The sequence below is a fragment of the Microbispora sp. NPDC049633 genome, assembly GCF_040675265.1.
Classification (GTDB): domain Bacteria; phylum Actinomycetota; class Actinomycetes; order Streptosporangiales; family Streptosporangiaceae; genus Microbispora; species Microbispora maris.
Genome location: NZ_JBFAOO010000005.1, coordinates 1 through 18,099, shown reverse-complemented (window position 1 = coordinate 18,099; position 18,099 = coordinate 1). Strand labels below are relative to the sequence as shown.

At 73.2% G+C, this 18,099-nt stretch carries 19 protein-coding genes; 12 read left to right on the top strand and 7 right to left on the bottom strand.

Features of this window, described 5'->3' with window-relative positions:
* The first annotated feature begins 26 nt into the window (after positions 1-26).
* Genes AB0J39_RS02705 through AB0J39_RS02690 form a run of 4 tightly spaced genes read left to right on the top strand, consistent with a single transcriptional unit; the run spans position 27 to position 2,517 of the window.
* Entirely contained in the window at positions 27-869 is an 843-nt protein-coding gene (locus AB0J39_RS02705) for an ABC transporter ATP-binding protein (RefSeq protein WP_363461091.1), read from the top strand.
* The gene (locus AB0J39_RS02700; protein WP_363461089.1) at positions 866-1,654 is read left to right on the top strand and encodes an ABC transporter permease; all 789 of its coding nucleotides are present in this window, start codon (positions 866-868) and stop codon (positions 1,652-1,654) included. The genes AB0J39_RS02705 and AB0J39_RS02700 overlap by 4 nt, the downstream gene beginning before the upstream one ends.
* A gap of 30 nt (positions 1,655-1,684) precedes the next feature.
* Positions 1,685-1,918 (top strand): helix-turn-helix transcriptional regulator, encoded by a 234-nt coding sequence (locus tag AB0J39_RS02695; RefSeq protein WP_183544114.1) that lies wholly within the window; start codon positions 1,685-1,687, stop codon positions 1,916-1,918.
* Positions 1,915-2,517 (top strand): hypothetical protein, encoded by a 603-nt coding sequence (locus tag AB0J39_RS02690; RefSeq protein WP_363461086.1) that lies wholly within the window; start codon positions 1,915-1,917, stop codon positions 2,515-2,517. Before AB0J39_RS02695 ends, AB0J39_RS02690 begins: the two co-directional genes overlap by 4 nt.
* Here AB0J39_RS02690 and AB0J39_RS02685 read toward each other — a convergent pair.
* The gene (locus tag AB0J39_RS02685) at positions 2,499-3,008 is read right to left on the bottom strand and encodes an effector binding domain-containing protein (RefSeq protein ID WP_363461084.1); all 510 of its coding nucleotides are present in this window, start codon (positions 3,006-3,008) and stop codon (positions 2,499-2,501) included. The genes AB0J39_RS02690 and AB0J39_RS02685 overlap by 19 nt on opposite strands.
* Positions 3,009-3,112: 104 nt before the next feature.
* On the opposite strand from AB0J39_RS02685, the gene AB0J39_RS02680 reads away from it, so the two are divergent.
* From AB0J39_RS02680 to AB0J39_RS02660, 5 genes are all read left to right on the top strand, one after another.
* Positions 3,113-4,552: a GuaB1 family IMP dehydrogenase-related protein gene (locus AB0J39_RS02680; protein WP_363461082.1), complete on the top strand. Its 1,440-nt coding sequence runs from the start codon at positions 3,113-3,115 to the stop codon at positions 4,550-4,552.
* 83 nt (positions 4,553-4,635) lie between these two features.
* Entirely contained in the window at positions 4,636-5,328 is a 693-nt protein-coding gene (locus AB0J39_RS02675) for a general stress protein (protein WP_363461080.1), read from the top strand.
* 132 nt (positions 5,329-5,460) lie between these two features.
* Positions 5,461-5,835, top strand: coding sequence for an FKBP-type peptidyl-prolyl cis-trans isomerase (locus tag AB0J39_RS02670; protein ID WP_079316111.1), 375 nt, complete (start codon positions 5,461-5,463; stop codon positions 5,833-5,835).
* A 135-nt stretch (positions 5,836-5,970) separates the two neighbouring features.
* Complete coding sequence (locus AB0J39_RS02665) at positions 5,971-7,473, top strand: glycosyltransferase family 39 protein (protein ID WP_363461078.1); 1,503 nt, start codon at positions 5,971-5,973, stop codon at positions 7,471-7,473.
* A gap of 52 nt (positions 7,474-7,525) precedes the next feature.
* On the top strand, positions 7,526-9,052 hold the full coding sequence (locus tag AB0J39_RS02660) for an ATP-dependent DNA ligase (protein ID WP_363461076.1): 1,527 nt from the start codon (positions 7,526-7,528) through the stop codon (positions 9,050-9,052).
* A gap of 21 nt (positions 9,053-9,073) precedes the next feature.
* Here the strand turns inward: AB0J39_RS02660 and AB0J39_RS02655 are convergent, their stop codons facing one another.
* On the bottom strand, positions 9,074-9,616 hold the full coding sequence (locus tag AB0J39_RS02655) for a DUF1707 and DUF4870 domain-containing protein (RefSeq protein WP_363461074.1): 543 nt from the start codon (positions 9,614-9,616) through the stop codon (positions 9,074-9,076).
* A 200-nt stretch (positions 9,617-9,816) separates the two neighbouring features.
* Between AB0J39_RS02655 and AB0J39_RS02650 the strand changes: the two genes are divergently transcribed.
* The gene (locus AB0J39_RS02650) at positions 9,817-10,164 is read left to right on the top strand and encodes a hypothetical protein (RefSeq protein ID WP_363461072.1); all 348 of its coding nucleotides are present in this window, start codon (positions 9,817-9,819) and stop codon (positions 10,162-10,164) included.
* On the opposite strand, the gene AB0J39_RS02645 is transcribed toward AB0J39_RS02650, so the two are convergent.
* On the bottom strand, positions 10,143-11,243 hold the full coding sequence (locus AB0J39_RS02645) for a DUF4192 domain-containing protein (protein ID WP_363461070.1): 1,101 nt from the start codon (positions 11,241-11,243) through the stop codon (positions 10,143-10,145). The two genes, AB0J39_RS02650 and AB0J39_RS02645, sit on opposite strands and share 22 nt — an antisense overlap.
* A 267-nt stretch (positions 11,244-11,510) precedes the next feature.
* Between AB0J39_RS02645 and AB0J39_RS02640 the strand changes: the two genes are divergently transcribed.
* Positions 11,511-13,103: an ABC-F family ATP-binding cassette domain-containing protein gene (locus AB0J39_RS02640; protein ID WP_363461068.1), complete on the top strand. Its 1,593-nt coding sequence runs from the start codon at positions 11,511-11,513 to the stop codon at positions 13,101-13,103.
* Here AB0J39_RS02640 and AB0J39_RS02635 read toward each other — a convergent pair.
* Positions 13,076-13,882, bottom strand: a complete 807-nt coding sequence (locus AB0J39_RS02635; protein ID WP_363461066.1) for an EI24 domain-containing protein — start codon at positions 13,880-13,882, stop codon at positions 13,076-13,078. The genes AB0J39_RS02640 and AB0J39_RS02635 overlap by 28 nt on opposite strands.
* 10 nt (positions 13,883-13,892) lie before the next feature.
* On the bottom strand, positions 13,893-14,480 hold the full coding sequence (locus tag AB0J39_RS02630; RefSeq protein WP_363461064.1) for a Maf family protein: 588 nt from the start codon (positions 14,478-14,480) through the stop codon (positions 13,893-13,895).
* Positions 14,481-14,541: 61 nt separating this feature from the next.
* On the opposite strand from AB0J39_RS02630, the gene AB0J39_RS02625 reads away from it, so the two are divergent.
* Positions 14,542-16,407, top strand: a complete 1,866-nt coding sequence (locus AB0J39_RS02625; RefSeq protein WP_363461062.1) for a potassium transporter TrkA — start codon at positions 14,542-14,544, stop codon at positions 16,405-16,407.
* Between the two features lie 30 nt (positions 16,408-16,437).
* Here the strand turns inward: AB0J39_RS02625 and AB0J39_RS02620 are convergent, their stop codons facing one another.
* Both AB0J39_RS02620 and AB0J39_RS02615 read right to left on the bottom strand, forming a co-directional pair.
* Positions 16,438-17,085: a response regulator transcription factor gene (locus tag AB0J39_RS02620; protein WP_363461060.1), complete on the bottom strand. Its 648-nt coding sequence runs from the start codon at positions 17,083-17,085 to the stop codon at positions 16,438-16,440.
* Positions 17,082-18,099 (bottom strand): sensor histidine kinase (locus AB0J39_RS02615; protein ID WP_363461058.1); only part of this gene is annotated, 1,018 nt, incomplete at its 5' end. The genes AB0J39_RS02620 and AB0J39_RS02615, both read right to left, overlap by 4 nt.

Genomic DNA, 18,099 nt, shown 5'->3' with positions numbered 1-18,099 from the left:
AGCAAGGCTGCTGCATAGGAGGATGCATGGACGACGTCGTCATCCGCGTACGCGGGCTACGCATGGCGTACGGGCCCGTCCGGGTGCTGGAGGGGGTCGACCTGGACCTGCGGCGCGGCGAGGTGTTCACGCTCCTCGGGCCCAACGGCGCCGGCAAGACCACCCTCGTCGAGATCCTGGAGGGGTTCAGGACCGGCTGGACCGGCGAGGTGAGCGTGCTCGGGGAGAACCCGGCGCGGGCCGGCGACGCCTGGCGGGCGCGGCTCGGGGTGGTGCTCCAGTCGTGGCGCGACCACCCGCGCTGGCGGGTAGGCGACCTGCTTCGCCACGTCGCCGCGCACTACGACGACCCCCGCGACGTCGACGACCTGCTGGCCGTGCTCGGCCTCACCGAGTCGGCGGGCGTCCGGGCCGCCGTGCTGTCCGGGGGCCGGCGGCGGCGGCTCGACGTGGCGCTCGGCATCGTCGGGCGGCCGGAGGTGCTGTTCCTGGACGAGCCGACGACCGGGTTCGATCCCGAGGCCCGGCGCGAGTTCCACCTGCTGATCGAGCGGCTGGCGGTCGAGGAGGGGCTGACCGTGCTGCTCACCACCCACGACCTGGCCGAGGCCGAACGGCTGTCCGGGCGGATCGCCGTGCTGGTGGCCGGGCGGGTGCTCACCTGCGGCAGCCCGACCGAGCTCGCGCGAGCCGTGCAGGCGCCGTCGCGGGTGCGCTGGGCGGAGGGCGAACTGGAGACCGCCGACCCGTCCGGGGTGGCCTGGGAACTGCATCAGCGGTACGGCGGCCCGGTCCCCGGGCTGGAGATCCGGCGGCCGACGCTGGAGGAGAGCTACCTGGACCTCATCGAGGAGGCGAGGACCCGATGAACGCGACGATGCTGGGACTGCGGCGAGGCTGGATCGAGCAGCTCAACCAGTGGAGCGACCGCAAGGAGCTGTTCAACGCCGTCGCGGGGAGCGTCGTCACCTACGGGCTGCTCATCCTCTGGATCGGCGACACACCGGTCGAGGGCACGACCGTCACCGTGGGGACGTTCATGACGCCGGGCTTCATCGCGTTCGCGATCTTCACGACCGGGCTGACGGCGCTGCCCATGCTGATCGCCGCGGACCGGGAGGAGGGGACGCTGCTGCGGGCGCGCACGCTGCCCCGGGGCATCCGGGTCTACCTGGTCGGCCGCGCCACCACGGTGCTGCTGACGATCCTCGTCAACATCACCCTGGTCCTGGCGTTCGCGATCCCGCTCGCCGGGGTCCCGGCGCCTGCGACGCCCGCGCGCTGGTTCACCCTCGCCTGGGTCGTCGTGCTCGGCACGCTGGCCGTCGTGCCGGTGGGCGCGGTCATCGGCAGCGTGCTGCCCGGCCCGAAGGCGGGCGCCATGCTCGCCCTGCCGGCGATGCTCCTGATGGTCGTCTCCGGGGTGATGCTGCCGCTGGACACGCTGCCCGACCTGGTGCGCCGCATCGCCGAGGTGTTCCCGCTCTACTGGCAGGCGCTCGGGCTGCGCGCGGCGCTCCTGCCCGACTCGGTCCTCGCGACCGAGGTCGCGCACGCGTGGCGGCTGGGCCAGGCGGCCACCGTGCTGGGCGCGTGGGCGGTCGGCGGTATGGTTCTAGCCCCCTGGTTGCTGCGCCGGGTCCGCGGAAGATGAGCGGTCCCGTGGGCCCGACGGAGGTGAGACGTGGCCGAGGAGCCGGTGTTCAACCGCATCGCGGTGCTGAGGGCCGATCGCGGCGTCTCGCGCCGGGACCTGGCCGCCGCGCTCGGGGTGCACTACCAGACGGTGGGCTACCTGGAGCGCGGCGAGTACAGCCCCAGCCTCCACCTGGCCCTGCGGATCGCCGAGTTCTTCGAGGTGCCGGTGGAGGTCGTCTTCTCCCTCAAGCCGTTTCCCAGGCTGGGGAGCGCGTCATGAGCCTGCGCGACCGCTGGGACCACCACATCGCCCGGGCGATGGAGCAGGAACACCTTCCCGCGCTGCACCGCACCCGGCGGCGGCGTCGCCTGCTCGTCGTGGCGGGCGCCGCCAGCGTGCTGCTGCTGTGGGCGGACGCGGCGGTGTCGTGGGCGATCGCCCCGAGTGACACCGCCGTCCGGGTCAACCTCGTGCTGCTGGTCGTCATGCTGGCGATCTACATCCCGGTCGTGACCGCCCTCAACAGCGCCACCCGCGGGCTCGCCTCGCTGCCGGAGAGCCGTCTCGACGAACGGCAGGTCGGCGAAAGGTTCCGGGCCCACACGTACGCGAACAGGGTGATGCGGCTCGTCCTGGGCGGCCTGGCGGTGTTCGTCGTGGTCGCGACCTGGGACGCGGGCGAGAAGGCCCAGATCCCCGGCGCGGCCGTCTTCCTCGGCGTCTTCGCCCTGTTGTGGACGCACATCCTGCTGCCGCTGCTGGTCGCCGGGTGGCGGCTGCCCGACCCGCCGCCGGACGACGACCACGACGACGACCACGACGACCACGACGACGGCCTGGACGACGACCGGACCGGCGGTCAGGCGGGCGTGGCCTGAACCGGCGGAATGGGCCCGGTCGGATCCCCGAACGACGGCAGCGTGGCCACGAAGAGGTCGACGCCCCCGGGATGGTGGATCTCCAGGTCGGTGGTGAAGGCGCGGGCCGGGGTGAGGCCCGACTCCGAGTGCTTCCACACCTGCTGCCAGGCCTCGACGAGCGCCCCCGGCATCGGCCCTCGCGCCTCGAACAGCAGCGCGGGCACGCCGGGCACCCGTACGGCGACCATGCCCTCGGGCAGCCGCGCGGCCGTGCGCACGGCCACGCCGACGATCTGGGTGTAGGCGCCGTTGTGGTCGCTCTCGTAGTCCGTCAGGACCGCGTACAGGTTCTCGTCGACCCGGCCGGGCACGTGCGCGAAGGCGCCGGGCGCACCGGCGCGGGCCCACAGGCCCGGCAACTGGGCGCGGGCCGGGTCCGCCTCCGCCGCGTTGGTCGTCCGCACGGCGAAGCCGACGACGAGCGTCTCCGGACGGTCAACGATGATCACAAGCTCTCCTTTCAGGCGAGGTCAATGTATCCCGTGTCCGGGTCTGGTCCGGCGGCGGCCGGGAATGCCGGGTATGACCCGCTCACAACGTAGGCTGGACAAACGTGCGATTCCTCAATGATGTGACGCCGCCCTACGATCTCACGTACAGCGATGTGTTCATGGTGCCGTCCCGTTCCTCCGTCGGGTCGCGCCTCGCGGTGGACCTGTCCACCGGCGACGGCACCGGCACCACGATCCCCGTCGTCGTCGCCAACATGACGGCCGTCGCGGGCCGCCGCATGGCCGAGACCGTCGCCAGGCGCGGCGGCATCGCCGTCATCCCCCAGGACATCCCGATCGACGTGGTGGCCGACGTCATCGACTGGGTGAAGAGCCGCGACCTCGTCCACGACACGGCCATCACGCTCACGGCCCACGACACGGTGGGCGAGGCGCTCACCCTGCTGCCCAAGCGCGCGCACGGCGCGGTCATCGTCGTGGACTGGGAGAACCGCCCGGTCGGCGTGGTGACCGAGGCCGACTGCCACGGCGTCGACATGTTCACGCAGCTCTCCCAGGTCATGACCGCCTCACCGCAGACGCTGCCGCGCGGCGTCGACCCGCAGGCCGCGTTCGACGCGCTGCACGAGGGCCGCCACCGGCTGGCGCCCGTGGTGGACGAGGACGGCCGCCTGGTCGGCATCCTCACCCGCACCGGGGCGCTGCGTTCCACCCTCTACCAGCCCGCCCTCGACCCGCACGGCCGGCTGCGCGTCGCGGCGGCGGTCGGGGTGAACGGCGACGTGGCCGCCAAGTCCAAGGAGCTGCTCGACGCCGGCGTCGACGTGCTCGTGGTCGACACGGCGCACGGCCACCAGGAGAAGATGATCTCGGCGCTGCGGGCCGTACGCGCGCTCGATCCCTCCGTGCCGGTCGCGGCCGGCAACGTCGTCACCGCGGAGGGCGTACGCGACCTCGTCGACGCCGGCGCCGACATCGTGAAGGTCGGCGTGGGCCCGGGCGCGATGTGCACGACCCGGATGATGACCGGCGTGGGACGGCCGCAGTTCTCCGCCGTGCTGGAGTGCGCGGCCGAGGCCCGCCGCCTCGGCCGGCACGTGTGGGCCGACGGCGGCGTGCGCCACCCCCGCGACGTCGCGCTCGCGCTCGCCGCGGGAGCCTCCAACGTCATGATCGGCTCCTGGTTCGCCGGCACGTACGAGTCGCCCGGCGACACCCGCACCGCCCCCGACGGGCGGAAGTACAAGGAGAACTTCGGCATGGCCTCGGCCCGCGCCGTACGGCTGCGCACCGCCGAGGACTCGCCGTTCGAGAGGGCCCGCAAGGCGCTGTTCGAGGAGGGCATCTCGACGTCGCGGATGTACCTCGACCCGGCGCGGCCCAGTGTGGAGGACCAGATCGACGCCATCGTGGCCGGTCTGCGTTCCTCCTGCACGTACGCGGGCGCCACGACGCTGGAGGAGTTCCACGAGCGGGCCGTGGTCGGCGTGCAGAGCGCCTCCGGGTACAGCGAGGGCATGCCGCTCCACCAGAGTTGGTGACTCCTTCTATTCCGCACAGGAATATCGGGCTCTGTCGGGGTAGTGCGTTCGTGTACCGACCGCACTACCCCGCGGAGGCGATCATGCAGTACTCCCCGGCCGGAGGGCCGGTCAGTCCGGCGGTCGACAGACGACTGCTGGTCAGTTACGACAACTACACGGCGGCGCAGCGAGCCGTCGACACCCTGTCCGACGCCGGATTCCCGGTGGAGAACACCGCGATCGTCGGCAGCGACCTGCGCCTGGAGGAGACGGTCACCGGGCGGCTCACCAACGGCAGGGCCGCGCTGTCGGGCCTGATCACCGGTGCGGTGTTCGGACTCGTCGTCGGCCTGTTCCTCGGGCTGTTCACCTCGACCACGACCTCGTTCATCGGGCTGGTGCTGTGGTCGATCCTCTGGGGCGCCATCGCCGGCGCCGCCTTCGGCTTCACGAGCCACGCCTTCACCGGCGGCACGCGCGACTTCTCGTCCAGAAGCTCGATCGTCGCCGGACGCTACGACGTGCTGGTGGCCTCCCCCATGCTCGACCAGGCCCAGGCGCTGCTGCAGGGCGGCGTGCAGCCGGCCGACACCGTCGTCGTCCAGCGTCCGCCGTCGGCCGGGCCCGTCACCACGTCGCCGGCCACCACGTCGCCGGTCACCGCGTCTCCGGCCACCACGTCTCCGGTCACCACGGGCGACACCGCGCCTCAGGAGGCGCCGGCCGAGGAGGAGCGCGCCGAGGAGGAGCGCGCCGACGACCGGGCGGGCGCGTCCAGGGGCCTTCGCCGGTAACCCTCTCCCGTCGTCCACGCAAGCCGCGACGCCTTCCCCACGCCGTGTGGGGAAGGCGTCGTCGTGTCGGCCGTCACCGGTAGAGTCGTCAGCCGGTCGGAACTTCCGGCACTGGAAGAACAGGAGGCCCACGTGGCACTGGAGAAGCCCGAAATCGACTTCCCCGAGGGCGCGCCGCCCGCGGACCTGGAGATCGTCGACCTCGTCGAGGGGGACGGGCCGGAGGCCAAGCCCGGGCAGAACGTGACCGTCCACTACGTCGGGGTGGCGTTCTCCACGGGTGAGGAGTTCGACGCCTCCTGGAACCGCGGCCAGCCGTTCCAGTTCCCGCTCGGCGGCGGCCGGGTCATCGCCGGCTGGGACCGCGGCGTGGCCGGCATGAAGGTCGGCGGGCGGCGCCGCCTGACGATCCCCCCGCACCTCGGGTACGGCAACCGCGGCGCGGGCGCCCTCATCAAGCCCGGCGAGACGCTCATCTTCGTCGTCGACCTGCTCGGCGTCGGCTGACCCGACACCGGAAGGCGCCTGTCCGGGGGTAGGCGAGCCGGAGCGCTTCGAGGATGATGGCCGCGTGGACGATGCCCTCCCGAAGCACGGCTCCAGAGGCGGCCCCATGCGAACGCCGGCTTCCGGGAGGCCGGCGTGACCGCGGACGGGCAGGCGATCGCCGGCACACCGGCGGCCGGCAGAGGTGTCCGGGCGGGCGGCCCGCTCGCCGCGCCGCCCCGGGCCGTGGCCGGGATCGCGGCCGTGACCGTGGCCGTGCTCCTCGCGGTGAGCCCGTGGTACGGGTACCACCGCGACGAGCTGTACTTCCGCATGCTGGGTGAACGGCCGCGGCTCGGATACTTCGACACTCCGCCGCTGACGCCGATGATCGCCCGGTTGTCCACGACGCTCTTCGGGGACACGGTCGTCGCGCTGCGGATCGTCCCCGCCCTGTGCACCGGGGCTCTGGTCGTGCTCGTCGCGCTGGCCGCCCGCGAGCTGGGCGGCGGCCGCGCGGCCCAGATCCTCGCCGCGGCCGGGACCGCGACCTCCGTGCTGCCTCTCGTGGCCGGGCACGCGCTGCTGACCCTCACCCCCGACCTCGTGCTGTGGAGCGCGGTCACGCTGTGCCTGCTGCGGGTGCTGCTCAGGGGGGACGGGCGTTACTGGCTCTGGACGGGAGCACTGTGCGGGATCGCGGCGTACAACCGCGATCTGATCGTGGTGCTGCTGGGCGGCGTCGGCCTGGGCATCCTCGTGGCCGGTCCGCGCGAGGTGCTGCGGGACAGGCGGCTGTGGGCGGGCGCCCTCCTGGCCCTGGCCATCGCCTCGCCCAACCTGGTCTACCAGGCCACGCACGACTGGCCGCAGTTCCAGATGGCCGAGGCGTTGCGGATCGACGAGGGCGCGGACAACCGCGCGTCCTTCGTCCCCCTTCAGATCGTGCTGCTCGGGCCCGTGCAGGCGGTGGTGTGCGCGGCCGGGTGGCTGCGCCTGTGGCGGAACCGGCGGGTCCGCTCGCTCGCCATCGCCTATCCCGTGGCCTGCGCGCTGATCCTGATTTCGGGCGGCCGCCCCGACTACACCGGCGCGTTCCTGCTCTACCTGTTCGCGGCCGGGTGCGTCACGGCGGCGGGGTGGCGATGGCGGACGGCGCTGACCGCGGCACTGGCGGTCGGCGCCGTGGTCGCGGTGGTGCTGGCGCTGCCGGTCGTCCCGGCCGCGTCGCTCGGGGGAACGCCGGTGGCCGCCGTGAACGAGGTGGCCCGCGAGTCGGTGGGCATGCGCGACGTGGCGGCGCAGACGGCCCGGGTGGTGGACGGCCTGCCCGCCGCCGAGCGCGCCGGAGCGGTGCTGCTCGCGGCCAACTACGGCGAGGCCGGCGCGCTGCGCCGCTGGGCGGGTGAGTTCGGATTGCCCCCGGTGTACAGCGGCCACAACGAGCTGTGGTGGTGGGGGCCGCCGCCGGAGGGGACCCGGGTGGTCGTGTCCGTCGGCTACCCGCCCGCCGACCTCGCCACCGTCTTCACCCGCTGCGTCCCGGCGGGCAGGCTGAGCGGAATGCCGGGCGAGGAGCAGGGCGTGCCGATCACGGTCTGCCGCGATCCCGTCCGCCCGTGGCGCGAGCTGTGGCCGAGCGCGCGTCACTACAGCTGATGCCCGACCCCCGGCCTGGGCATCTGCCGCTGCGGTGAGGCAGGATTACGGTGTGTTGCTGATCGACCTTGCCAGGACCTCCGCGGCCGTCGCCGCGGACTCGGCGCGGCTCGCCAAGATCAGGCATCTCGCCGAGCTGCTCGGCAGGGTGGGAGCGGACGAGGCCGGGATCGCCATCGCGTACCTGTCGGGTGAGCTGCCGCAGCGGCAGATCGGGGTGGGGTGGCGGAGCCTGTCCGACCTCCCCGAGCCGCGTCAGGTCGCCACGGCGACCCTGACCCGGGTCGACGAGCTGCTCGAACGCATCAAGTCCCGGTCCGGCGCCGGTTCGCAGGCCGCGCGGCGTGAGCTGCTGGGCGAGCTGTTCGGCGCCCTCACCCGCCAGGAGCAGTCGTTCATGCACCGGCTGCTGACGGGCGAGCTGCGCCAGGGAGCGCTCAACGGCGTGATGATCGAGGCGATCGCCATGGCCGCGAACGTGCCCGCGGCCGAGGTGCGCCGGGCCCTGACCCTGCGCGGCTCGCTGCCCGCCGTCGGCGCGGCAGCGCTGCGCGGCGGCGTCGCGGAGCTGAAGGCGTTCCATCTGGAGGTCGGGCGTGCGGTGGCGCCGATGCTCGCGCAGAGCGCGCCCAGCGTGACCGCCGCTCTGGAGAAGGCCGGCGTCCCTGCCGCGGTGGAGTGGAAGCTCGACGGCGTGCGGGTCCAGGCCCACCGGTCGGGCGACCGGGTCGCCGTCTTCACCCGCACGCTCGACGACATCACCGCCCAGGTCCCCGAACTGGTGGAGGCCGTGCTCGGCCTGCCCGGGACCGATCTCGTGCTCGACGGCGAGGTCATCGCCCTGCGCCCGGACGGCCGCCCCGAGCCGTTCCAGGTCACCTCGGGCCGGGTGGCCAGCAGGACCGACGTGGCGTCGCTGCGCGCGACCGTGCCACTGACCGTCTTCTTCTTCGACGCCCTGCGCGTGGGCGGCGCCGACCTGCTCGACCTGCCCGACGAGGAGCGGCACGCCGCGCTGGAGGCCGCGGTCCCGGCCGGGCTGATCACGCCTCGGCTCGTCACCGCCGACGCCGACGAGGCCGAGGCGTTCTTCGGCGACGCCGTGCGGCGGGGCCACGAGGGCGTCGTGGTGAAGTCGCTGCGCACGCCGTACGCCGCCGGCCGGCGGGGGGCGGGCTGGATCAAGGTCAAACCGCGGCACACGCTCGACCTGGTCGTGCTGGCCGCCGAGTGGGGCAGCGGGCGGCGCCGAGGCTGGCTGTCCAACCTGCATCTCGGCGCCTTTGACCCGGAGACCGGCGGCTTCGTGATGCTCGGCAAGACGTTCAAGGGCCTCACCGACGAGCTGCTGACCTGGCAGACCGAGCAGTTCCTGCGACTGGCGGAGGGGCCGGCGGACGACTACGTCGTCACGCTCAGGCCCGCGCTGGTCGTGGAGATCGCCTTCGACGGCGTGCAGCGGTCGAGCCGCTACCCCGGCGGCATGGCGCTGCGGTTCGCGCGGGTGCTGCGCTACCGGCCCGACAAGCGGCCCGAGGAGGCCGACACCGTGACCGCGGTCCGCGCGCTCATGCCCTGACCGGACGCCCCGCTCCGGACGTCACTTCACGAGACGGATGGTCAGCGGGTAGCGGAACTCGGTGCCGGCGAGTGCCGACACCCCGCCGACGACGCACAGGGCCAGTCCGACGACCCAGACGACCGGCACCAGGACGAGCCCGACGACGGTGAGCGGCAGCAGCACGGTCGCCCCCAGCACGGTGAGGTGGAAGTTCAGCGACTCCACCGCGTGCCTCCTGACGTAGGGGGACGTCCGTCCCGCGGTCACCATCATCAGCAGCGGGCCGATGATGAACAACCCCAGCAGCCCGAACACGTGCGAGGCCGCCGCCCCGACCCGGTCTCCCCCGTCAGGGGCCGCGGCCGCGCGGTACGACGGCGGCCGGGGGACGTAGGCCGGTCGGGTCCCGTACAGGTCGTTCATGATGGGCACGAGGTCGGCGTGCGTGCGCGCGGTCATCGCCAGATGCAGGCGCTCGTCCATCTCGTGCTTGTCGAGCCTGCCCTCGGCGTAGGCCGCCTTGACGTGCTCGACCACCTGTTCCCGATCCTGGTTGGTGACGCGCAACTGAGGATGTGGCATGGGGGCACGGCCCTGCCAGGGTGGTGTCACTGCCGTGGGCATCACTCATCGCCTTCCGTCACGTCGGCTGCTCGGCTCTCTTCGAGTCTGCCTCCATCTTGTGCCGGTTACGTGCCCGGCGGCATCAGGGACATCCCCGACATCGCCCCGAGACCGTTCCCTTAACGTCATCGTGATCCCCGGCGATGTATACAAGCACTATGAGATGGCGAGATCGCTATGGGCTCCGGCGGCGACGGGGCGCCCGCGTGGCCAAGTTCGACCGCGAGGCGACCGACGCCGACATCGAGACCCTCATCGAGTTCGCCAAGACGCGGCGCGGCGTCGAGTTCTACGTCGAGCCCGAGACCTTCGCGACCGACACCACCGCGGTGGCCGTCGCGCACGACGGGGAGTGGACCCGTCGCCGTGTCGGGTCTCCCACGGTGATCGCGAAGGTCGCCAGGGACCTCGCTCTCCCGGTCTACGACGTGCAGCTCACCGGTTACCCCGCCCGGATGCGTGCCTACAACGAGCGCCGCCGGGCTCAGGACGGCGACCCGGTCTGACGGCCGCGCCGCACCGCCGCCGGTGCCGGCCCGGGCAAATCCCGGGCCAGCAGTGCGCGCAGCGGCGCGAGCCAGATCGCCCGGGGACGGCCCATCTCGTCGTCGAGTTCCTCCGGCGTCGGCATGCGGTCGCGGAGCATGGCGGGAGACATCATGTACGTCAGGGCCTGCCGGAGCAGGAGCGCCATCGAGTAGCCGGGGTCGGCGGCGAGCGCCCGCTCCAGCGCCATCCCGGCGAGTGCGCACTCCCCCCGATGCCACGCGGCGGCCGCCAGCAGTGAGGCCGCGGGCGCGGCGTGGCCCGGTTCCAGGCGGCGGGTGAGGTCGCGCCACAACGCGATGTGCGCGTCACGGTCGTCGACCAACGCCCACGCCTCGTCCCGCACCCTGACCACGGCGAGGTCGAGCCCCAGCCGGGCGGCGCCGTCGTCGTCCAGCCGGCCCCCGGAGTCGTACAGGCCGAGGGCGGTGCGCACCCGTGCCAGCCCTTCGGCCACGAACCGCGCCGCCAGTTCGTCCGCGGCGGGTTCCCCGGGCTCCGGCAACGCCCGCAGATCGGCCATCACGCGGAGGGTGGCCTCCCGCATCACCACACCACCGCACCGCTGGACCGATCGCCGCAGGCTGCCCCGGTCGGGCAGGGCGACCAGCCCGTGCATCACGGCCTCCGCGGTGACACGGCTGCGCTCGGTGTCGTACGGCGTGCCCTCCGCGGGACAGCAGGTCGCGCTGCCGCAGGAGTAGGACCAGTAGCGCCCGCCTTCGGCCCGGAGACTCTCGGTCACCCCGATGCCCTCGGCACGCAGCAGCCGCGTCACCGTGTCGACGGCAGGGGTCACCGTGGCGCCGGGGCCGTATCCGATGACGAACACGGCCGTCACCGCCTCGCGGCGCAGCAGCGAGACCAGCCGGTCGAGGTCCTCGGCGGCGGCCGGCAGGTCCCAGCGCGTCGTCAGCCGCACCTCGGAACCGGCGAAGCCGGTCACGACGAGGCTGTCGGCGGGATGGAACCCGACGAGATAGGGCACGGCGGCGAGAATGTCCGCCGGCGAGGAGAGCACGAGCTTCGGAATCGTCATGGCCGCAAGCCTCGCCGGACGACCGCGCCCCCAGGAGGACCGAAGCGCGTTCTGGGGACAGCCGTCCTCCTGTGGACAACCGGACGACCGGGCTGCCCGGCTGCCCGGCAGCCCGGCAGCCGGAAAACCGGGCAGCCGGAAAACCGTTGGCACCGGACAGAGCGCCCGGCCTACACTCGGCACCATGTCTCTGCCCCGGATCTCCTAGCTCGGACACCCGCTTTCACGCCACCCGTGTGTCCTTGAGCTTCTCCGGAGCGTCATCCTATGATCACCCTTCGCGGTGTCGACGTGCGCGTCGGCGCCCGTCTCCTGCTGTCCGACGTCACCGCCCACGTCTCTCCCGGCGACCGCGTCGGCCTGGTCGGCCGCAACGGCGCGGGCAAGACCACCCTGCTGAAGACCCTGGCCGGCGAACTGCGACCGGCCGCGGGCACCGTCACCCGCACCGGCCCGGTCGGCTATCTCCCGCAGGATCCCGCGGCGGCCGATCCGTCCCTCACCGTCGCCGCCCGCATCCTGTCGGCCCGGGGCCTCGACGAGGCCGAGCGCGCGCTGCGGTCCGCAGAAGCGGCCATGGCCGACCCCGCCCTGCGAGAGCAGGCGATGCGGCGGTACGTCCGGGCCGAGGCGGAGTTCGAGGCCCGCGGCGGGTACGCCGCGCAGGCCGAGGCCGCCCGCATCGCCGCCGGGCTCGGCCTGCCCGAACGGGTCATGACCCAGCCGGTCGGCACCCTGTCCGGCGGGCAGCGCCGCCGGGTCGAACTCGCCCGCATCCTGTTCGCCGGGCACGGCACGCTGCTGCTCGACGAGCCCACCAACCACCTCGACGCCGACTCGGTCGCCTGGCTGCGGTCGTTCCTCGCCGGCCGCACCGGCGGGCTGGTCCTGATCAGCCACGACACCGGACTCCTGGACGACACCGTGAACAGGATCTGGCATCTCGACCCCGGCCGGGCCGCGCTGGAGGTGCACAACACCGGCTGGCGCACCTATCTGGCCGACCGCGACGCCGCCGAGCGCGGGCGCGCCCGGCAGCGGGCGGTCGCCGAGCGCAAGGCCGCCGCGCTGCACGCGCAGGCCGACAGGATGCGCGCCGGCAAGTCGACGGCCGCGCGGGCCAAGGAGATGGCGCGGCGGGCCGACCGCATGCTGGCCGAGGCGGCGCCGGCCCGCCGCGCCGAGAAGGTCGCCCGCATCCGGCTGCCCGAGCCCGCCCCCTGCGGCCGTACCCCGCTGGGCGCGATCAGCCTCACCAAGGCGTACGGCGACCTGCGGGTGCTCGCCGGTGTCGACCTGGCGGTGGACCGGGGCAGCCGGCTCGTCGTCCTCGGTCTCAACGGCGCGGGCAAGACCACCCTGCTGCGGATCCTCGCCGGGCGGGAACGCCCCGACTCGGGCCGCGTGGTGCACGGGCCCGGTCTGCGCCTGGGCTACTTCGCGCAGGAGCACGACACGCTCGACCCGGCGCGCACCGTCGCCCAGAATCTCGCCGCCGCCGCGCCGCACCTGGGCGACGGCGAGGCGCGCCGCATCCTCGGCTCGTTCCTGTTCGGCGGGGACGACGCGGCCAAGCCCGCCGGTGTGCTGTCGGGCGGCGAGAAGACCCGCCTGGCGCTGGCCACCCTGGTCAGCTCGCGGGCCAACGTCCTGCTGCTCGACGAGCCGACCAACAATCTCGACCCGGCGTCGCGGGACGAGGTGCTGGCCGCGGTCGCCTCCTACCAGGGCACCGTCGTGATGGTCACCCACGACGAGGCCGCCGTGGACGCCCTGCGCCCCGACCGCGTCCTGCTGCTGCCCGACGGGGTCGAGGACATGTGGAACGCCGGCTACGCCGGTCTCGTGTCCTTGGCCTGACCTTCCGGTACGGCCGCCGGCGCCATACGCATGCGGACGAGCATGGCGGCGCCGGCGACCGCGCCGGGCATCGCGACGACGCTGACGAGCGGCACCATGAACGCGAGGAAGAGCGGCACGCCGAACCCGAGCGTGGCGGACATGTTCGACCTGAGCAGGGCGAAGCGCTCCTTGCGCCGCAGGCCCCGCCGTTCCATCGCCAGGGCGGTCAGCTCGACCGTGAGGAAGAACCCGGAGACTAACGCCCCCACCACGGGCACCACGGTCTGCCCGACGACCGGCACGAAACCGAGCACGAACAACGGCACCGTGAACAGCAGGACGTACCAGAGCGTGACGAGACTGTCGCGGATCGACCGGAACAGGGACGACCAGAAGGGCTGGTCGCCGCCGGGAAGACCGCCGCAATCCTCCTCGACCTTCTCCGACAGCTTCTCGTAGAACGGGTCGCCGATGACGAGCGTGACGGCGGTGAACGTCAGCACGGCGAGCGCGAGACCCACCACGAAGATCATCACGCCGACCAGCGTGCGGAACGTGTCGCGCCAGCCCCAGTCGTCCGCGAAGGGCGTCGCCCAGGCCGCCACGTCGGTGGCGTGCGTGCCCAGCCAGACCAGCGCCAGGGCGTAGAGCACCAACGCGATCAGAGCCGGGATCAACCCGAACAACCACCAGCGGGGATGCCGGGCGACCCACCCGAGACCCCGGAAGCAGAACCCGATTCCCTCGGCGAAACCGCCGACGCCGCGCCGTCCGGCGGGCCGCCCGATGCCACTCATGGCGGGCAGGCTAGCGCCACAAGGTCGTCACCGGCACGTCCAGATCGGCGAAAAGGCGGCGAAGCAGGGGCAGCGAGATGCCGAGCACGTTGCCGTGGTCGCCCTCGATGCCCTCCACGAACCAGCCGCCCAGGCCGTCGAGCGTGAACGCCCCCGCCACGCGCAGCGGCTCCCCGCTGGCGACGTACGTCTCGATCTCCTCGTCGGACGGCGTGCCGAACCGCACCACGGTCGCCGCCACCTCGGACACCCCGCGGCCCCCGGCCACGTCGACCACGCTGTGCCCGGTCAGCAGCCGGCCGGTCCTGCCCCGCATCATGTGCCAGCGGCGCACCGCCTCCTCGGGCGTCCCCGGCTTGCCGTACGCGACGCCGTCGAGTTCGAGCACCGAGTCGCAGCCGATCACGATGCCGTCGCCGAGCGTCCCGGCGACCGCGTCCGCCTTGGCCACGGCCAGTTTCAGGCACAGCTCCTCGGGCGTCCCGGCCGTGATCGCGTCCTCGTCGACCCCGCTGACGATCACTTTCGGATCGAGCCCGGCCGCCCGCAGCACGCCGAGGCGGGCGGGCGAAGCGGAGGCGAGTATCAGATCCGTCACACGGTGAAGCCTAGTCGCTTCTACTATGTCTGGCGTTTGCCTATCAAAGACGGGGGAGCCGGTGTCAAAACCCACGGTCAAGGAGCGCCTGAGCTACTGGTTCGACAACACGATGGCCAGGGGCACGGCCGCCCTGATCGGCTGGCTGGCCATGGTGTCGCTGGGGCTCATCGTGGTGGTCGGCGCGCTGACGATGTGGCTGACCCCCGACGAGGCGCTCAAGTACCACGGCTGGCCGGGCGTGCTGTGGCTCGCGCTCATGCACGCGCTGAGCCCGGGGAAGATCGCCGGGGACGCCGGGACGGCGCCCTTCCTCGCCATCATGCTGGGTGCGTCCCTGGGGGGCATCTTCATCGTCAGCATCCTCGTGGGCGTGCTCTCCGCCGGCCTGCGCGGCAAGATCGAGGAGCTGCGCAAGGGCCGCTCGCGCGTCATCGAGAGCGGCCACACCGTCATCCTCGGCTGGTCCGAGCAGCTCTACACGATCGTCTCCGAGCTGGTGAAGGCGCACTCCAGCCAGCACGGCTCGGTCATCGCGATCCTGGCCGACAAGGACAAGCCGGCCATGGAGGACGCCATCCGGGCGCGGGTGGGCGACACCGGCAGGACGCGGCTGGTCTGCCGCACCGGCCGGCCCACCGAGCCGACCGACCTCGACCTGCTGAGCCTTAACACGGCGCGCACGATCGTGGTGCTGTCCCCCGAGAAGGACGACCCGGACGCGCACGTCATCAAGACCCTGCTCGCGCTGGCGAAGCGGGCCGGCGACCACCCTCCCGTGGTCGCCGCCATCGCCTCCTCGCGCAACATGGCCGCCGCCCGGCTGGCCGGCGGGCCGGGCGTCCACCTGGTCGACAGCGACGACATCGCCGCCCGGCTGATCGTGCAGTCGTCCCGCCAGTCCGGCATGTCCGTCGTCTGCATGGACCTGCTGAACTTCGACGGCGGCGAGATCTACCTGCGCCGCGACCCCTCCCTCGCCGGCCGGTCGTACGCGCAGGCCCTCGACGCGTACGCGACCGCGACCGTCCTCGGCCTGCGCACGTCCGCCGGCGTGGCGCTGAACCCGCCGCGGCACACGGCGATCGGGACCTCCGACGAGCTCGTCGTGCTCGCCCAGGACGACTCGCTCATCCGCCTGGCGAACGGCACCGCGCCCGCCGACGAACGGCACATCGTGCCTCCTCGCGCCCCGGAGAGGGCCGCGGAGCGGACGCTGATGCTCGGCTGGAACGGCCGCGCCGCACGGATCATCCGCTACCTGGACGGCTACGTGACCCCCGGCTCGGTGCTCGACGTCGCGAGCGACCATCCCGGCGCCAGGGCCGGTCTGGCGGGCCTCGCCAACCTCACGGTGAACGTCAAGGAGTGCGACGCCACCGACAGGTACGCCCTGGAGTCCCTCGGCGTCGGCGTCTACCAGCACGTCATCGTGCTCTCCGACGACCGGCACGACCCGCATCACGCCGACACCCGCACGCTGATGACGCTGCTGCAGCTCCGCGACATGCAGGCGACCCTCGGCGAGAAGTACTCGATCGTGAGCGAGATGCACGACGAGAACAACCGCTCGCTCGCCGAGGTCACCGAGGCCGACGACATCGTGATCAGCGACACGGTGATCGGCCTGCTGCTCGCGCAACTCGCCGAGAATCCGCACCTCGCCGAGGTCTTCGGGCAGCTGTTCGACTCCGCGGGCTCGGAGGTCTACCCGCGGCCCGTGCGGGACTACGTGACCACCGGCGTGCCCGTCGCCTTCCGCACGATCGTGGAGTCGGCCCTGCGGCGCGGCGAGACCGCGATCGGCTACCGCCTGGCGGCGAACGTCGGCGAGCCGCCCCACTACGGCATCGTGCTCAACCCCGACCGGTCGCGTACCGTGGCGTTCGCCCCGGACGACGCCGTGATCGTTCTCGCCGAGCACTGAGCCGGGGCGTCCGTGCGCGCCGGCGCGGGCTCACTCGCCGAGACCGGCCCTGCGGGCACGTACGACGGCCTGCGCCCGGTCGGCCACCTGGAGCTTGGCGAAGACGGACGTCAGGTGGTTCTTCACGGTCTTCTGGCTGAGGAACAGGGCGCGGGCGATCTCCGCGTTCGACTTGCCGGACGCGAGCAGGTCGAGGATCTCCCGCTCCCTGGCGGTCAGCTCGGGGAACGGCGTGACGTCCGGGCCCGACGCCAGGAACCTGCGGATGCGCCGGGCCACGGCGGGGCCGTACACGGCCTCGCCCCTGGCGACCGCATGCACGGCGGCGATGAACTCCGCCCCGCCCGTGCCCTTGAGCACGTAGCCGCGCGCGCCCGCGCGCAGGGCGGCGAACACCGACGCGTCGTCCTCGCTCATCGTCAGCACGAGCACGCCGAGGCCGGGATCGCGGTCGACCAGCCGGCGGGTGGCATCGAGGCCCGAGGTGCCCGGCATCACCAGGTCCATCACGACCACGTCGGGCCGCAGCGACAGGGCGAGGGCGACGGCCTCCTCCCCGTCTCCCGCCTCGCCCACCACCTCGGCCCCGCCGACCTGTTCGAGCAGCGCCCGCAGGCCGTGCCGCAGCAGCGGGTGATCGTCCACCAGCAACACCCGCACCGGCTCGGTCTCCGTCACAGCGGCAGCACCGCCTCCACCGTCGTGCCCGCCCCGGAGGCGGACGTCCTGCGCAACACGCCGCCGAGCTCGGCGGCACGCTCCCTCATGCTGCCCGATCCCACGCCCTCGACGAGCGGCTCGGGCAGCCCCCGGCCGTCGTCGCGGACCCGCAGGACCAGCCCGTCCCGTTCGATCCGGACGACGATCTCGATGCTCCGGGCCCCCGCGTGGCGCAGCGCGTTGGCCAGCGCCTCCTGGGCGATGCGGTAGGCCGCCACCTCGACGGCGGCGGGCAGTTCGGGCAGCGGCTCCGGCACCCGGACCGTGACCGCGGGGCCGCCCTCCGCGGTCTCCCCCGTGTCCAGGGCCAGGTCCTCAAGGGCCGCGGCCAGCCCGAGCTCGTCCAGCGCCGGCGGGCGCAGGTCGTGGACGATCCTCCGCACGTCGCCGACGAGGCCCTGGACGAGCTGCCCGACCTCCGACAGCGACGACCGCACGGCCGGCGACACGCCCGCGGCGGTGGCCTCGATCACGTCGAGCCGTACGCCGATGGCGGCCAGGCCGGGACCGAGACCGTCGTGGAGGTCACGGCGGAGCCTGCGCCGTTCCTCCTCCCTGGCGATGACCAGCCGCTCCCGCGACGTCTGCACCTCCCTGGCGAGCCGCACGGCGGCGAGGGCGACGGCGAGCTGGCGGGCGAGATCGTCGAGCACGGCCAGGTCGGCCGCCGACAGGGCTTCGCCCGGCGAACGGGGAGCCGCGCGCAGCTCCCCCTCCACACGCCCGCCCACCACGAGCGGCAGCCGTACGCCGTCGCCGGGGACGCCGCCCTCGGCGCACACCGGCGTGCCGTCGGCGGCGAGCACGGCGACCGCGGGCAGCCGCAGCGTGTGCGCCACCGTCTCGGCCGCGCGGTCGAGCAGCCGCGTCGGGTCGGCCGACGACTCCAGGCGCTGGCCGAGCAGGGACAGCGCGGCGGCCGGGTCACCCCGGTTGCCGAACAGCAGACGGCCGACGGCCCGCTGCGCGGCG

Bases quoted from the DNA above. Each gene is read 5' to 3' on its own strand.
- AB0J39_RS02705 (WP_363461091.1), top strand. From the start codon at position 27: ATGGACGACGTCGTCATCCGCGTACGCGGGCTACGCATGGCGTACGGG.
- AB0J39_RS02700 (WP_363461089.1), top strand. From the start codon at position 866: ATGAACGCGACGATGCTGGGACTGCGGCGAGGCTGGATCGAGCAGCTC.
- AB0J39_RS02690 (WP_363461086.1), top strand. From the start codon at position 1,915: ATGAGCCTGCGCGACCGCTGGGACCACCACATCGCCCGGGCGATGGAG.
- AB0J39_RS02675 (WP_363461080.1), top strand. From the start codon at position 4,636: ATGCAGTACTCCCCGGCCGGAGGGCCGGTCAGTCCGGCGGTCGACAGA.
- AB0J39_RS02655 (WP_363461074.1), bottom strand. From the start codon at position 9,616: ATGCCACATCCTCAGTTGCGCGTCACCAACCAGGATCGGGAACAGGTG.
- AB0J39_RS02650 (WP_363461072.1), top strand. From the start codon at position 9,817: ATGAGATGGCGAGATCGCTATGGGCTCCGGCGGCGACGGGGCGCCCGC.
- AB0J39_RS02645 (WP_363461070.1), bottom strand. From the start codon at position 11,243: ATGACGATTCCGAAGCTCGTGCTCTCCTCGCCGGCGGACATTCTCGCC.
- AB0J39_RS02640 (WP_363461068.1), top strand. From the start codon at position 11,511: ATGATCACCCTTCGCGGTGTCGACGTGCGCGTCGGCGCCCGTCTCCTG.
- AB0J39_RS02635 (WP_363461066.1), bottom strand. From the start codon at position 13,882: ATGAGTGGCATCGGGCGGCCCGCCGGACGGCGCGGCGTCGGCGGTTTC.